Origin of the sequence: Actinomycetospora sp. TBRC 11914, assembly GCF_012933465.1 — a bacterium.
In the GTDB taxonomy this organism is placed as follows: Bacteria; Actinomycetota; Actinomycetes; order Mycobacteriales; family Pseudonocardiaceae; genus Actinomycetospora.
The window spans coordinates 434,201-449,060 of record NZ_JABBND010000001.1 but is presented as its reverse complement, the minus strand read 5'-3'; the positions used below and the strand labels follow the sequence as shown (position 1 = coordinate 449,060).

Sequence of the window (14,860 nt, the reverse complement as noted above, 5' to 3'; positions counted from 1 at the left end):
GTCCGGCGCCCCGCCCACGGGCCGTTCAGCGCACGGGGCGCAGGTGGCGGTGCGCGCGGTGCTTCGGGCCGGGGGAGCCACGGCCCTCGTCGTTCCCGACGGCGGGCAGGGCCGGGGTGACCCGGTCGAGCGCGTCCAGGGAGTCACGACGCCGCCGGATGGCCTCGGCGAGCTCGAAGGCCGGGTCGCTGATGTCCGGGCCGGCGCTCCCGCTGGCGACCTCGACGGCCTCGGCCAGCGCGCTCGCGAGCTGGGCCAGCTCCTCGAGCAGGTCGACGCCCCATCGGCGGCGGACCGCCGGGTCGGCGAGGAGGTGCCCGCCCGAGCGTTCGAGCTCGCGGAGGGCGTCGGTCGCGGTGCGGGCCTGGGCGACGGCCGGGTCGTCGAACGTCACGGGGTGATCCTGGCCCATCACGGCCGGGCGGGCGCGCTCGGGGCACCCATCCGTGACCACGACGGGAACAGTGTCGGAAAAACCGAGGGGACGGCGCTCCACCCGGGTCGCCCGCGCCGCGCGGCACCGGGGGGTTCGGGCGCCGGGTCCACCGGTCACCCCGGGGCACCGTCGACGAGGAGGTCGTGATGACGAGCCCGGGCACCAGCGACGAGGACCCCGACGACCGCCCGCTGGACACCGTTCCCGCGGACCAGGATCCGGACGACGACCGCGAGGCCGCCGACCCCACGCCGGACGACGAGCGCTGACGACCAGCGCTGACGACGACCGCTGACGGGAGCCGACGGCGGCGGGCGGCCCTCAGCGGACCGGCTCGACCGTCGCGGTGTCCTCCGAGACGTCCCCGAACCGCGCGAGCGTGAGGGCCCCGACGATCGTCACGACGAACCCGACGAGCGCCAGCGCGCCGGAGCTGACCTGGTCACCGAGCACCAGCAGCCCGATGAGCCCCGGGAACAGCGTCTGCCCGACGACGGTGCCCGCGGTCGCCGCCGTCACCGACTCGCGCTGCAGCGCCGTCGCGTAGAAGAGGAACGCGAGGAAGCCCGCCGTGGGCAGCACGTAGGTGGCGGGGTCGGTGGCGAGCGCGCCGACCGACGACGGGTCGATCACCCGGCTGGCCAGGCTCGTCAGCCCGAAGCCGCAGCCGGCGAGCAGGCCCAGCGCCGCGCCGGCGGTGTGGCGGGGGAGCCGCCCGGCGACGACGCCCGCCACCGCGAGCACCCCGACCGCGACCAGCATGAGGACGTGCAGCAGCGTGTCCCCGTGCGAGGGGCCCTGGCGCCCGGAGAACAGGCCCAGCAGCACCAGCCCGGCGCACACCGCGACCACCGCGACCTTCTCCGCCCGCCCGAGGTGGGTGCCCAGCACCCGCCGGGCGACCAGCGCGGTGACCGCGAGGTTGGCCGAGGTGGCGGCCTGGACGAGGAACACCGGGCTGACGCGCAGCGCGGCGAAGGTGGCGGCGAAGCTCGCGAGGTCGAGCCCGAGGCCGACCCAGAAGCGCCACTGCCGGACCAGGTGGAAGAGCAGGTGGACGTGCACGCCCCGCCCGGCGTCGGGGACGGCCCGGGCGGCGAGGGCCTGCATGACCGCCGCGTTCCCGGAGCACACCGCGCCGACGAGCGCGACGAGGACGCCCCACCACACCGGCGACCACCACCTTCCGACCCGGGCGGAGCGGCGGTGGTGTACACCCCGCCGGCCCGAGACGGCGGTCGCCACACCGTAGCCGTCCGGAGGCGGAGCGGGCACCGGTCGCGGGCGGCCGGTCAGCCCCACCGATCGAGGTCGTCAGGGCGGGATCGAGGTCGTCAGGGTCCCGTCGCCGCCGCGACCGCGCGCCGCAGCGCCGCGTCGACCGCGGCCGCACCGGCCGGGCCGTCCCGGCCGTTGTCGACGGCGGTGTGCGGCGCCTCGGGCGGCTCCGCGGGCCGCATGCGCGCGACGAACGCGTCGAAGGCGGCGAGCTTCCCGGCGTCGCGCTCGAGCCCGCGCTCCTCGAGGCGGCGGCGCAGCGTCGGGGCGGCGCAGCCGACCCAGACGAGCCGCACCGGGTCGCCCCCGAGCTCGGCGACCCACCGGTCCCACGCCGCGCGGTCGCGGATGCGGCCGGTGAACGGCCCGACGAGCAGGACCGGGCAGCCGCGGGACCGGATCTGCCGGGCGGCCGCGGTGAGGCCGTCGTACTCGTGGACCTTGACGTGCTCGTCGTACCAGGGGCCCTCCCGCTCGCCGTCGGGCCGGCCCGCGGCGGCGAGCGTGGCGGCGACGAAGCCGCCGTAGAGGGTGTCCTTGTCGAGCAGCGCGGGGACCGGGTCGAGCAGTGCGGTCAGGCGGTCGGCGACGGTGCTCTTGCCCGCCCCGGGCGCGCCGGCCACGACCCACACGTCCGCACCGGGCGCGGACGTGGGGGCCCCGGTCACCGGCGCGTCCCGCTCAGGAGCGCCCGGCGCCCACGAGGCGGGCGGCCGACGCGAGCCGCTCCCGGGCACCGTGGCGCAGACCCGCCCCGACCGAGCCGAACCGCGGCGGGGTGCCGGGGCGGCGGGCGTAGCGCGGCGGCATGCCGAGGACGACGAACCGGTCCAGGAAGTGCGGCGTCCGGTCGGTCGCGAGGCCCTCGCAGAGCGCGTCGAAGGTCGTGGCGTCCAGCCACTCGCCGGCCGAGGTGTAGCTGATCATCATCGAGTTCTCGAAGGCGTACCAGGTGGAGGGGAACTCGAAGCGCAGGTGGACGCGGTCGCCCGTCGCGTCGCGCTCGACGCGGTAGATCGGGTTGATGCGCAGCGCCCCGGCGCCGTGGGGCGGGGTGTCGAAGGATCCGTGGTCCACGAAGAGCGACTCGTCGCGGCTGGAGATCAGCGAGAGCCACTTGCGGCCCGTGAAGTCCTCCGGCGGGCGCGGCGTCGCGAGCTGCACGCCGTGGCCGGCCCGGTAGTCCGCGAAGAGCTCGTCCTCGCAGGTCAGGCGCCACGGCGCGCCGCGGACCAGGTCGACGTAGCCGGCCGGGTCGCGCTCGGCGTCGGTGTCGTGCGGCTCCAGCTCGGCGTTGCCGACCCGGTCGAGCAGCACGGTGTCCGCCCGCGCGATGCGCCGCAGCTCGTCCATCGCCTGCTGCTGGACCGGGAAGAGGTGGAACGCGTCGGTGCACACCGAGGCCGAGAACGCGTCGTCGGCGAAGGGCATCGACTCCAGCCGGTCCGCGCACACCCAGCTCTGGCCGGGGGCGACGTAGCGGCGGCCGACCCAGAGCTGGAAGAAGTTCCGGTCCAGACCGACCGACGTGATCGGGTGCTCGCGCTCGGCGAGGTGGTACATGATGTGCCCGAAGCCGCAGGCCATGTCCAGGATCGGCCCGCCGTCGCGGGGCAGCGCCCGCAGGAACGCGATCGAGGACAGGAAGCGCGGCTGCCCGAAGCGGATGAAGAAGTACGGGAAGAGCTCGCCGCTGATCCGGTCGGAGGAGCGGTTGTAGCAGAGCTCCATCCAGTCCTGGGCGGTCAGCGTGTCCAGCTCGCCGAGCAGCGCGCGGACCTCGCCGCGCCGCGCCTCGTGCGCCAGGTGGGGCCACGGTCCCCGGGTGAAGGGGAGCCGGATGCCCGGGCGCGCCCCGAGGTTCATCGGCGTGGGCGGCGGGAAGGCGAGGAGGGCGACGAGGGCCTCGAGCGGGTCGTCGCCGCGGACGAGGTCGACGAGGTGCTCCACCGTCGGGCCGTCGACCTCGGCGCGGCTCGTCATGTGGTCCTGGACGTCGACCCGGCCGCGCCGGATCACCGGGATGCCGTCGACCACCGGGTAGTCGCTGCACGGGCAGGACAGGACCCCGAAGACGCCGTCGGCGAGCGGCTGGGTGCGGGAGGCCTCGAAGGCGAGGGTCTCCCGGCACTCCGGGCAGACGAGGTCGACCGGCGCGAGCCGGGGGTCCGCAGGAACTGTCGACGAAGCGGCCACGGTGTTTCCCCCCGAGAGTCGGACAGCGGCAACGCAACACCCGGCGACGACGCCGAACGTGCGCGACACCGTAGCGATGCCCGCCCGCCGCCCCTCTCGGGGCCGTCTCCCGATATCCGTGACACCGGATCACGTCACGGTGCGCACCACGATTTTCGTGATCAGGTCGAGAGACCGCGCAGACGGGGGACGAGGTCCTCGCCCACCTGCTCGAGGAAGCGTCGTTGGTCCGATCCCGGGCCGTGGAGCACGAGGTGGTCGAGGCCGGCCTCGACGTAGGGCCGGACCTGCTCGACCGCATCGTCGGGGTCCGAGGTGACGATCCAGCGCTGCGCGATCTGCTCGATGGGCAGCTCGTCGGCCAGCTTCTCCATCTCGGTGGCGGTGGTGACCGACTGCTTCTGCTCGGCGGTCAGCGACAGCGGCGCCCAGAACCGGGTGTTCTCCAGGGCGCGGTCGGCGTCGCGGTCGTAGGAGATCTTGATCTCGATGGTGCGGTCGACGCCCTCGACGCCGGGGGTCCCGGCCTTCTCGCGACCCTCGGCGAGGGCGGGCATGAGCTTGTCGGTGTAGAGCTCCATGCCCTTGCCCGACGTGCAGATCATCCCGTCACCGGCCCGGCCCGCGTACCGCGCCATCTGCGGTCCGCCGGCCGCGACGTAGATCGGCACCGGAGTGTCCGGGCGGTCGTAGATGGAGGCGTCGACCGTCGTGTAGTACTCGCCCTCGAAACTGACGGAATCCTCGGTCCACAATTGCCGGATCAGTCGCACGGATTCGCGCAGCCGCGCGAACCGCTCCTTGAAGTCCGGCCATTCCCGGCCCGACACCGCGACCTCGTTGAGCGCCTCACCGGTCCCGATCCCGAGGATCACCCGGCCCTCGGTGAGCAGCGCCATCGTCGCGAACGTCTGCGCGATGACGGCGGGGTTGTAGCGGAACGTCGGGGTGAGCACGCTGGTGCCCAGCTGCATCCGCGAGGTGCGCTCCCCGACCGCGGCGAGCCAGGCCAGCGCCGAGGGGGCGTGGCCGCCCTCGTGGCGCCAGGGCAGGAAGTGGTCCGAGACCCAGGCGCTGTCGAGGCCGACCTGCTCGGCCAGCACGGAGAACTCGACCAGATCGCGCGGGCCGAACTGCTCGGCGGACGCCTTGTACCCGATCTTGACGCTCACGGGGCGAGACTACGCGCGGGTGCCCCGGGCTGCAGGCGTGTCGACCCCGGCGACGAACTCCTCGATCAGGGCCGTGACGACCTCCGGCAGCTCGAGGTTGGTCAGGTGCCCGGCGCGGGGGAGCACCGCGAGCCCGGCGTCGGGCAGCGTCGCGTGCAGCATGAGCGTGGCGTCGAGCGCCTCGGGGTCGGAGTCGCCGAGGAGCAGCAGCGTCGGGACGGTCATCCGCGCGAGGTCGTGGCGCAGGTCGTAGAGGGAGGGCCGCGACGCCTGGACCCCACGCATCGTCAGGGCGGCGCCCACCGGGTCGTGGGCGGCGAGGATCCGCAGGTGCTCGGCGTGCGCGGCCGGGTCGCGGCGCCGCAGCGGCTGCCGGGCGGGCCGGTTCCCGTAGTCCTGCGCCACGGCCTCGGAGCCCTCCCGCTCGTAGGCCTCGGCGAGGGCGAGCGCGTCGGCGCGGAACGCGGCGGCGCGGTCCGGGTGGGCGCCGTAGCCGCACCCGGCGACGACGAGCGCCACGGCCCGGTCCGGGTGGCGCAGCCCGAGGTGCAGCGTGGCGAACCCGCCCATCGAGTTCCCGACGACGACCGCCCGCCCGATGCCCAGCGCATCCAGGACCGCGACGGCGTCGGCCACCGCGCGCTCCTGGGAGTAGGCGGCGGGGTGGGTCGGGACGTCGGAGTCCGGGTAGCCGCGGGCGTCGTAGGTGACGACGCGGCGGGTCCGGGCCAGGTGGCGGACCTGCGGGTCCCACGACCGGTGGTCGCCGCCGAACTCGTGGAGGAACAGGACCGGCGCCCCGACCGCCCCGACCGCCCCGACCGCGCCGACCGCGTCGCCCGCCGGCTCGCCGTGGTCGTACACCGCGAGCCCGACACCGTCGTCAGTCGTGATCCTCACGTGGCCTCCATGCCATCACGCCGGCGGCGCTCGCGACGGCGTCGACGATGCCCACGTAGCCGGTGCAGCGGCAGAGGTTGCCCGCCATCTCGGCGCGGATGCGCTCCCGGTCGGGGGAGGGCTCGACGGCGAGCAGGTGGGCCGCCGTCATGAGCATCCCCGGGGTGCACGCGCCGCACTGCAGCCCGTGGCACACCGAGAAGGCCTCCTGCAGCGGGTGCAGCGTCCCGTCGGGCGTGGCGAGGCCCTCGACGGTGTCGACCCCGCAGCCGTCGGCCTGCACCGCGAACAGCAGGCAGGCCCGCACCGGCTCGCCGTCGAGGAGCACGGTGCAGGCGCCGCAGACGCCGTGCTCGCAGCCGAGGTGGGTACCGGTGAGCCCGAGGTCCTCGCGCAGCGCGTCGGCCAGGGTGCGCCGGGGCTCGACGTCGAGGCGGTGCCGGTCCCCGTTGACCGTCAGGGTGATCCTCATGTGGGCTCCCGGGCCGGTTCCGTGATGACGTCCGCCAGCGCCCGGCGGGCCAGCTCGCGGGTGAGGGCGCGGCGGTGGCCGGCGCTGCCGTGCAGGTCGGAGGACGGGTCGACGTCGTCGGCGAGCGCCCCCGCCACCTCGTCGAGCGCGCCGGTGCCCGACGGCGCGGAGGTCTCGAGCAGGTGCGGGACCCCGGCGACGCCGCCGACGACGACCCGCAGCCGGTCACCGAAGCGGGCCGCGGCCACGGACACCACCGCGAAGTCGCCGTGGCGGCGGGCGAACTCAGCGAAGCCCCACGCGTCGGGGACCCCGAGCTCGACACCGGTGATCATCTCGGGCTCGGCCAGGTCGGTCTGCAGCGCGCCGACGAACAGCGCGTCGGCCCCGACTCGACGGGTGCCGTCGGGCCCGGCGACGACCACCGCCCCGTCGCAGGCGCGCAGCACCGCGGGCAGCTCCGCGGCCGGGTCGGCGTGGGCGAGGCTGCCCCCGAGGGTGCCGCGGCTGCGGATCGCGGCGTGCCCGATGGACGCGGCGGCGGCCGCCGCGAGCGGGTGGAGGGCCTGACGGGCGAGCGCGGCGTGGCGCACGAGCGCGCCGGCGTGGAGCACGCCGTCGCGCACGTCCAGCCCGTCGAGGCCGGGGATCCGGTTGACGTCGACGAGCACGGTGGGCCGGGCCAGGCGCAGGGCCAGCACCGGCACGAGGCTCTGGCCCCCGGCGAGGATCTTGCTGTCCTCCGCGGCGGCGAGCGCGGCGACGGCGTCGTCGACCGAGGTCGCCCGGTGGTACTCGAACGGCGGGCACTTCACGGGCGACCACCCGCCAGCTCCCAGACGCGGGCCGGGGTGACCGGCAGGTCGTCGAGCTCGACGCCCAGGGCGTCGCCGAGCGCGCCGGCCACGACCGCGGCGGGGCCGAGCGTCCCGCCCTCGCCGACACCCCGGACGCCGGTGGGGTTCGCCGCGGGCGTGCTGACGTGGTCGAGGCGCAGCTCGGGGATCTCGCCCGAGGTGGGCATGAGGTAGTCGAGCAGGGTGCCCGTCGAGAGGTTCCCGGCCTCGTCGTAGACCAGGTGCTCGTACATCGCGCCCCCGATGCCCTGGGCGATCGAGCCGGCGATCTGGCCGTCGACGATCACCGGGTGGACGATCCGTCCGGCGTCCTCCACGCAGACCCAGTCGAGGATGCGGACGGCGCCGGTGGTCGGGTCGAACTCGATCGCGGCGAGCTGGGCCCCCGCGGCGAACGCGCCGCGGATCGGGTCGTAGAACTCGGTGCCCTCCAGGCCGGGGCCGAAGCCCTCGGGCAGTCGGTCGGACTGCAGGTACGCGACCCGGGCGACCTCGGCCAGCGAGATGATCGGCTTCTCCTGCCCGCGGACGTGGACCTGGCCGGCGCGCAGGTCGAGGTCGGCGACGTCGACCTCCTTGAGCGCCCCGGCCAGCGCGAGCACCTTGTCCCGGACGTGGCCGCCGGCCAGGTGGGCGGCGCCGCCGCCGATGACGGCCTGCCGGGAGGAGAAGGCGCCGAAGCCCCAGAGGGACTCGTCGGTGTCGCCGATGCGGACGTCGACGGCGTCGTAGGCCACGCCGAGCGCGTCGGCGACGACCTGGGCCATCGTCGTCTCCAGCCCCTGGCCCTGGGAGGTCACGCCGGAGAACACGGTGACCCCGCCGTCGGGGTTGACCCGCACCGTGCACGCGTCGTGGCCGGTGCGGAACGGCATCCGCGGCCCGGCCGAGGCGGCACGGCCGAGCCCGGTGAGCTCGTTGTAGAGCGCGACCCCGATCCCGATCGGCCGCTCCCCGGCGTCCCGGCGACGGATCTGCTCGGCCCGCCACCGCCGGACGTCGAACACCTCGACGGCCCGGTCGAGGCAGGCCTCGTAGGCCCCGGAGTCGTCGACGAGCCGCGAGGGCATCCGGTACGGGACGTCGGCGGGCAGGATGAGGTTGCGGCGCCGCAGCGCGATCGGGTCCATGCCGAGCGCCCGAGCGCCGGAGTCGAGCAGCGCCTCCATCGCGAACACCGTCGCCGGGCGGGCGACGCCGCGGTAGGGCCCCGACGGGCTGGTGTTGGTGGCGACGCCGCGGACGGTGCACTCGTAGTCCGTCAGCTTGTACGGGCCGGTGAGCAGCCCGCCGGCCATGAGCGGCTCGATGCCCGCGGTCCACGGGTAGACCGAGTACGCCCCGGTGTTGCACCAGACGTCGGCCCGTACCGCGAGCAGGGCGCCGTCGGCGGCGAAGCCGGCGCGCAGCACGTAGCGGTGGTCGCGGGCGTGGGTCGCGGCGAGCAGGTGCTCGACGCGGTCCTCGACCCACTTGAGCGGGATCCCGGGCATGGCGATCGCCATCAGGCACAGCGCCACGTCCTCGGGGTAGAGCACCGCCTTGACGCCGAACCCGCCGCCGACGTCGGGCGCGACGACCCGGATGTTGCCCTCGGGCAGGTCGAGCAGTTCGGCGAGCTGGGTGCGCACGAGGTGGGGCACCTGGGTGCCCGACCAGAAGGTGAGCCGCCGGTCGGCGGCCTCGTAGCGGGCGACCCCGGCGCGGCACTCGATGGGGTTCCCGGAGTGCCGGTTGGTGGTGAGCTCCCGGTCGACGACGACGTCGGCCGCGGCGAGGGCCGCCTCGACGTCGCCCGCGCGGAAGGTGCGCGAGAGCAGCAGGTTGTCGGGGGCCTCGTCGTGCACCGGGTCGGTGATCCCGGCCGGGTCGGCCCAGGCGCACACCGTCGGCCCGAGCGGGTCGTAGTCCACGACGACGGCCTCGGCGCCGTCCTCGGCGAGGTAGCGGTCGTCGGCGACGACGGCGGCGACGGCCTCCCCGGCGAAGCGGACCTTCCCGCGGGCGAGCGGCGGCTGGTCGGTCTCGACGTAGCCGGGCAGGGCCGACTGCGCCCGCAGCGCCACCGACGCCAGCGCCGGGTGCTCGCCGGTGACCACCGCGTGCACCCCGTCGACCGCGAGGGCCTCGGTGGTGTCGATCCCGGCGAGCCGGGCGTGGGCGACCGGGCTGCGCACGAACGCGACGTGGCGCATCCGCGGCAGCACCAGGTCGGAGACGTAGCGGCCCCGGCCGGTGAGCAGGCGCGTGTCCTCCTTGCGGCGCACCGGGGTGCCGGAGGCGGGGACGTGGTCGGTGTTCATCACGGCATCGCGAAGCCGCCGTTGACCGACAGGACCTGACCCGTCGTCCACGACGAGCGCGGGGAGGCGAGCAGCAGGATCGTCGGGGTGACGTCCTCCGGGCGGCCCAGGCGGCGCAGCGGGTAGAGCGCGGTGATCTTGCGCAGGCGCTCGTCGTCGGTCCCGCCGGCGTGCTCGGAGAACCGGTCGGTCTGCACCAGCCCGAGGGAGACGGCGTTGGCGCGGATGCCGTGGCGGGCGAGCTCCTTGGCCAGCGACTTCGTGAGCCCGAGGGTGGAGCTCCGCGCGGTGGCGGTGACCGCGAGCCCGGACTCGCCGACGCGCCCGGAGTCGCCCAGGAGCGAGACGATCGCGCCGCCACCGTGGTCGACCATCCGCTTCGCGACCGCGTGGGAGATGCGCACCGTGCCCGTGACGGTCACGTCGATCTCGGCGGCGAACTCGTCGGCGGAGCGCTCGAGGAAGCGGCCGCGGCTGGTGAGCGCCGCGTTGTTGACCAGCACCCCGACCGGGCCGAGCTCGGACTCGACGGCGTCGAGCGCCCGGGCGACGGAGGCGTCGTCGCGGGTGTCGACCCCGACCGCGATCGCCTTCACCCCCGCGGCCCGCGCGGCCTCGGCCGCCTGCTCGGCGCCCTCGCCCGAGGTGTGGAACCCGAAGGCGACCTGGGCGCCCTCGGCGGCGAACGCCTCGCCGATCGCGCGACCGAGGCCCTGGCCGGCCCCGGTGACCAGCACCGTGGTGCCGGCGAGCTGCAGATCCATCCGTGTGCTCCTCAGAGGGTGGTGAACTCAGACGGTGGTGAAGCGGCGGCCGCCGCCGACGGTGACGACGCGGCCGAAGGCGAGGCCGGGCAGGTGCCCGGGGGCGACGAGGACGTCGGTGTCGGCGACCTCGTCGACGAGCCGGCGGCGCATCTCCCGCGCCGCGACCGGGTCGACGTCGAACACCGCCTCCCAGTCGGGCTCGGCGAGCTCGACCACCGAGTGCGCGACGTCGCCGATGAGCAGCGCTCGCGCGTCGCCGCTGGAGACGACGTAGGTGGTCGAGCCGGGGGTGTGCCCGGGGGTCGGGCGGGCGTCGAGCCCGGGCGCGAGCGTGCGCTCGGCGTCGAAGGTCTCGAGCCGCTCGCGCAGCGGGGCGAGCTTGCGGACGGCGCCGGGGTCGGCGTCGGGCGCGTCGACGAAGTGCGCCCAGTCGGCCTCGTGGACCCGGTAGGTGGCGCCCGCGAACACGACCTCGCCGCGGCTGGTGGCCCACCCGACGTGGTCGAAGTGCAGGTGGGTGAAGACCACGTCGGTGACGTCCTCGGGCGCCGTGCCCGTGGCGGCCAGCGCGTCGAGGAACCCGCCGCCCGCGTAGTTGTCGTTGTGGATGCGGCCGACCCCGGCGTCGACGAGGACCGTCCGGTCGCCGGTGCGCAGCAGGAACCCGCCGAGGGTGAGCACGAGGTCGCCGTGGGCGTCGAGCTGCTCGGGGTGGCAGGCCCACCGATCGGCGCCGGGCGCGGTGAGCACCTCGCGGGCGTTCTCCCGGCCGGTGCCGTCGACGATCGGCACGATCTCCAGCTCGCCGACCTTCACGACGGGACCTTCTGGTCGGCGGGGGCCTCGTCGAGCAGGCGGGCCAGCTCGAAGCGCTTGACCTTGCCGGAGCCGGTGCGCGGGATCGTCGTCGTGAAGCGGATCTCGGGCACCTTGAACGCGGAGAGGTCGCGCCGGCACCGCGCGAGGAGGTCCTCCGCGTCCGGGGGATCGTCCCCGCCGACGACGAAGGCGACCGGCACCTCCCCGAGGTCCGGGTGTGCCCGCCCGACGACGGCGGCGTCGGACACCCCGGGCGCGGCGAGCAGCACGTTCTCGATCTCGGCCGGGTAGATGTTCTCGCCGCCGCGGATGATCATCTCCTTGGTGCGGCCGCTGATCGTGAGATAGCCGTGCTCGTCGGCGCGGGCGAGGTCGCCGGTGCGGTACCAGCCGTCGACGAGCACGTCGGCGGTCTGCTCGGGCTTGCCGTGGTAGCCGCGCATGACGTTCGGGCCCCGCACCCACAGCTCGCCCTCGCCCCCCGGCGGTGCGTCGGTGCCGGTGGCGGGGTCGACCAGGCGCACCGAGAGACCGGGGAGCGGCAGCCCGCACGACCCGTACGGCCGGCCGCCGTGCGGCCAGTTCATCGTCACCATCGTCGAGGTCTCGGTGATGCCGTAGCCGTCGAGCAGTGGCACCCCGAAACACTCCTCGAAGGCCTGGTCGAGTGCCGCGGGCAGGATCGCGCCGGCCGAGATCGCGACCCGCAGCCGGTGTGGCGGCGTGCGCCCGGCGACGGCCTGGACCAGGTAGGAGAACCCCGTGGGGACGCCGGGGAGCACCGTGCACCCGTCCCGCGCGAGCAGTTCGAGGATCCGGGCCGGCGAGAAGCGGGGGAGGATGCGCTCGCCCGCGCCGGTCGCGACCACCCCGAGCACGCAGAGGTCCAGCGCGTAGGAGTGGAAGAGCGGCAGCGCGCAGAGCACCTCGTCGCCGGCGGCGAGGCCCGCGATGGGGGCCCAGCACGCCGCGACCACCCACAGGCAGCTCCGCATCGTCAGCTCGACGCCCTTGGGACGCCCGGTGGTGCCGGAGGTGTAGAGCATGAAGGCGGTGGCGTCGAGGTCGGCGGGGTCCGGGGCCGGCGTGCGCGGCGCGGTGGCGAGGAGGTCGCCGTAGGCGTGCCACCCCGGGCGGTCGGCGTCCCCCACGACGACGACGGTGGTCCCCGGGGCCGCGAGCCCCGCCACCAGATCGGCGTGGTCGGCGTCCGTGACGACGACGCGGGCGCCGGAGTCGGCGAGCACGTACGCGAGCTCGGCCGGTGCGGCGTCGGGGTTGAGGCAGGTGGCGACGCCCGCGGCGCGGGGGACCGCGAGGTAGGTCTCGACGGTCTCGACCCGGTTGGTCATGACCATCGCGACCCGGTCTCCCGGGGCGACCCCGAGATCGACGAGCCGACCCGCGAGGCGCGCCGTGGTGCGCGCGAGCTCGGCGTAGGTGACGCGGCGGTCGTCGTCGACGAAGGCGGTGGCCTCGCCGCGCTCGGCGGCGTGGCGGTCGAGGAGCTCCCCGATCGGCCTGATCAGCTCGGTCCGCAGCACCGCGTCCCCTCTCGCCCGTCACGGCTGGGCTGACTAACGCTCGTTAGTGACCGTAGGGCGACGGTGGTGGGTCGCACAAGGGGCTCACGAACGCTCGTTAGTCGCTAGGGTGGGCCGCGTGGGCGCCACCGTCCGGGATCCCGTGACCAGTCACCGGGTGCTCGACCACGCGCTCACGCTCTTCGCCGAGCGCGGCTATCACGGCACGGCGCTCTCCGAGATCGCCGGCGCGCTCGGGGTGCGGACGCCGAGCCTCTACAACCACATGCGCTCCAAGCACGAGCTGCTCGAGAGCATCGTCGACACCACCACCGCGGGCGTGCTCGCGGACTTCCACGCGGTGCACGACGAGGGCGGGGAGCCCCCGGACGTGCTGTACCGGGCCGCGCGGGTCTACGCCCACCGGCACGCGACGCACCGTCGGGAGGCCCTCGTCGTCAACCGGGACACCTCCAGCCTCGACGAGCCGGTGCGCGGGGCGATGCAGGCCCGCCGCCGGGAGCACGAACACGCCCTGCGCGCGGTGATCTCCGAGGGGGTCGAGCGGGGGGTGTTCCACGTGGAGTCGCCCGCGCTAGCGTCGTTCGCGATCCGCGAGCTGTGCGTGAGCATCGCCCGCTGGTTCTCCGAGGACGGGCCGCTGAGCGCCGACCAGGTGGCCGACCAGTACGCGGGGTTCGCGCTGCGGATCGTGGGGTGCGCTCCGGACTCGTGAGCAGGACGCGTGGACCGACGCGTGGCGCACACGGTCCGCCGGTGCGGGCCTGCGGGCTGTGGTGGACCGCCGCGTGGCGCACACATTCCGGCGGTGCGGGCCTGCGGGCTCGGGTGGACCGCCGCGTGGCGCACACATTCCGGCGGTGCGGGCCTGCGGGCTGTGGTGGACAGACGCGTGGCGCACACGGTCCGGCGCCGGTGGTGGACCGCCGTGGGCTCCGACCGCGGGCGGGCGGGCCGACGCGATCGCCCCGAAGATCACGGAGTCCCTCCACGTCGACCGGATCTCCGTGGAGAGCGCAGCGACTCCCTGATCTTGTTCGTGGTGCTCCGTCGGGGGTGGGGCGCACGGCTGGCCCCCCGGCTCCCGCCACGTGTGCGTCGCGCGGAGGTCGGTGCGGAATCGTCGTCGCCCGGCGCCTGGGTGTGTGCGTCGCGCGGTGGTCGGTGCGGAATCGTCGTCGCCCGGCGCGTGGGTGTGTGCGTCGCGCGGAGGTCCTAACCGGGGATCCTGCGGAGGCGCGCTTCGCGGACGCTCGTGCGCTCCCCCTGATCACGGGCGCGCGCAGCACCTACGCCAGCAGCGCCAGCTGACGGGACTGGGCGCAGAGGACCCCGGCCGAGTCCCACACCTCGACGTCCTCCTCGTGCAGTCCGTGTGCGAGGTGGCGGGTGCGCACGCGGCACGCCAGCGGGCCGGGCGCGGGGTGCTCGCGCAGGTGCACGGTGAGCTGCGCGGTGCCGCTCGTCCGACGGCCGAGCTCGGCGACCACGGGCGTGGCGCAGTCGACGACGAACGCGAGCGAGCCCAGGGTCGGGTCGCTGCCGTCGCGGAAGCCGACCCAGAACTCGGCGGTCGGGTCGCCGGAGGGCTCGCGGCGGCGCCAGCCCGGCAGCTCGGGCACCCGGAACACGACCCGCCCGACGACGAGGGCGTCGGTGCGCATCCCGGTGCCCGCGAGGAGATCGAGGCACTCGTCGGGCGGCGGGAGCGCCGGGGCGGCGTCGCCGTCCCAGCGGTCGGGCTCGGTGGTGGCGAGGTCGACGAAGCTCGCCTCCAGGCGCAGCACCTCGCGCGGCACGCCGTCCGGGCCGGGCTGGTGCAGCTCCGCCGAGCCGTTGGCGACCCGGCGACCCACGCGGTGGACGGTGGTGGCCAGGTGGGCGGGACCGGCGAGGGCGGGGCGGAGGAAGGTCGCGGAGGCGACGACCGGGTCGGGCCGCCCGTGCCCGGCCATGACCGTGGTGAGCGGGTTCAGCGCCGCGGCGAGCTGGTAGCCCCCGTTGAGCCGGCCGCCGCCGATGCCCCAGCGGTCGGCGAGGGTGAGGTCGAACCCGCCGTCGGGACCCGGGACGCCGGTGGTGTCGGCCTCCAGCTCGCTGATCACCCGCGCAGTCA

Annotated in this window: 15 protein-coding genes; 2 read left to right on the top strand and 13 right to left on the bottom strand. The window is 75.4% G+C overall.

Features of this window, described 5'->3' with window-relative positions; translation table 11 throughout:
- Window positions 1-25 precede the first annotated feature (25 nt).
- A complete protein-coding gene (locus tag HH311_RS02165) occupies window positions 26-394 on the bottom strand; it encodes a hypothetical protein (protein WP_169181924.1) in 369 nt (122 codons plus the stop codon).
- 188 nt (window positions 395-582) lie between these two features.
- On the opposite strand from HH311_RS02165, the gene HH311_RS32490 reads away from it, so the two are divergent.
- Window positions 583-705: a hypothetical protein gene (locus tag HH311_RS32490; protein WP_282439453.1), complete on the top strand. Its 123-nt coding sequence runs from the start codon at window positions 583-585 to the stop codon at window positions 703-705.
- A gap of 52 nt (window positions 706-757) precedes the next feature.
- Here HH311_RS32490 and HH311_RS02160 read toward each other — a convergent pair whose 3' ends face one another.
- From HH311_RS02160 to HH311_RS02110, 11 genes are all read right to left on the bottom strand, one after another.
- A complete protein-coding gene (locus HH311_RS02160) occupies window positions 758-1,606 on the bottom strand; it encodes a hypothetical protein (protein ID WP_169181923.1) in 849 nt (282 codons plus the stop codon).
- 164 nt (window positions 1,607-1,770) lie between these two features.
- Window positions 1,771-2,382: an AAA family ATPase gene (locus HH311_RS02155; RefSeq protein ID WP_169181922.1), complete on the bottom strand. Its 612-nt coding sequence runs from the start codon at window positions 2,380-2,382 to the stop codon at window positions 1,771-1,773.
- A 13-nt stretch (window positions 2,383-2,395) separates the two neighbouring features.
- On the bottom strand, window positions 2,396-3,910 hold the full coding sequence (locus HH311_RS33045) for a methyltransferase domain-containing protein (protein ID WP_169181921.1): 1,515 nt from the start codon (window positions 3,908-3,910) through the stop codon (window positions 2,396-2,398).
- A gap of 161 nt (window positions 3,911-4,071) precedes the next feature.
- Window positions 4,072-5,082, bottom strand: coding sequence for a glucose-6-phosphate dehydrogenase (coenzyme-F420) (gene fgd / locus HH311_RS02145; RefSeq protein WP_169181920.1), 1,011 nt, complete (start codon window positions 5,080-5,082; stop codon window positions 4,072-4,074).
- A gap of 9 nt (window positions 5,083-5,091) precedes the next feature.
- Window positions 5,092-5,982, bottom strand: coding sequence for an alpha/beta hydrolase (locus HH311_RS02140; RefSeq protein ID WP_312029887.1), 891 nt, complete (start codon window positions 5,980-5,982; stop codon window positions 5,092-5,094).
- The gene (locus HH311_RS02135) at window positions 5,966-6,454 is read right to left on the bottom strand and encodes a (2Fe-2S)-binding protein (protein WP_169181919.1); all 489 of its coding nucleotides are present in this window, start codon (window positions 6,452-6,454) and stop codon (window positions 5,966-5,968) included. Before HH311_RS02135 ends, HH311_RS02140 begins: the two co-directional genes overlap by 17 nt.
- Window positions 6,451-7,269 (bottom strand): xanthine dehydrogenase family protein subunit M, encoded by an 819-nt coding sequence (locus HH311_RS02130; protein ID WP_169181918.1) that lies wholly within the window; start codon window positions 7,267-7,269, stop codon window positions 6,451-6,453. The genes HH311_RS02135 and HH311_RS02130 overlap by 4 nt, the downstream gene beginning before the upstream one ends.
- A complete protein-coding gene (locus HH311_RS02125; RefSeq protein ID WP_169181917.1) occupies window positions 7,266-9,614 on the bottom strand; it encodes a xanthine dehydrogenase family protein molybdopterin-binding subunit in 2,349 nt (782 codons plus the stop codon). Before HH311_RS02125 ends, HH311_RS02130 begins: the two co-directional genes overlap by 4 nt.
- A complete protein-coding gene (locus HH311_RS02120) occupies window positions 9,614-10,378 on the bottom strand; it encodes an SDR family NAD(P)-dependent oxidoreductase (RefSeq protein ID WP_169181916.1) in 765 nt (254 codons plus the stop codon). Before HH311_RS02120 ends, HH311_RS02125 begins: the two co-directional genes overlap by 1 nt.
- A 27-nt stretch (window positions 10,379-10,405) precedes the next feature.
- Complete coding sequence (locus HH311_RS02115; protein ID WP_169181915.1) at window positions 10,406-11,197, bottom strand: MBL fold metallo-hydrolase; 792 nt, start codon at window positions 11,195-11,197, stop codon at window positions 10,406-10,408.
- Window positions 11,194-12,744, bottom strand: a complete 1,551-nt coding sequence (locus tag HH311_RS02110) for an AMP-binding protein (protein ID WP_169181914.1) — start codon at window positions 12,742-12,744, stop codon at window positions 11,194-11,196. The genes HH311_RS02115 and HH311_RS02110 overlap by 4 nt, the downstream gene beginning before the upstream one ends.
- Before the next feature lie 118 nt (window positions 12,745-12,862).
- Here HH311_RS02110 and HH311_RS02105 point away from each other — a divergent pair, with 118 nt between their 5' ends.
- Complete coding sequence (locus tag HH311_RS02105; RefSeq protein WP_169181913.1) at window positions 12,863-13,459, top strand: TetR family transcriptional regulator; 597 nt, start codon at window positions 12,863-12,865, stop codon at window positions 13,457-13,459.
- A gap of 574 nt (window positions 13,460-14,033) precedes the next feature.
- On the opposite strand, the gene HH311_RS02100 is transcribed toward HH311_RS02105, so the two are convergent.
- The gene (locus tag HH311_RS02100) at window positions 14,034-14,849 is read right to left on the bottom strand and encodes a thioesterase family protein (protein WP_169181912.1); all 816 of its coding nucleotides are present in this window, start codon (window positions 14,847-14,849) and stop codon (window positions 14,034-14,036) included.
- Window positions 14,850-14,860 lie beyond the last annotated feature (11 nt).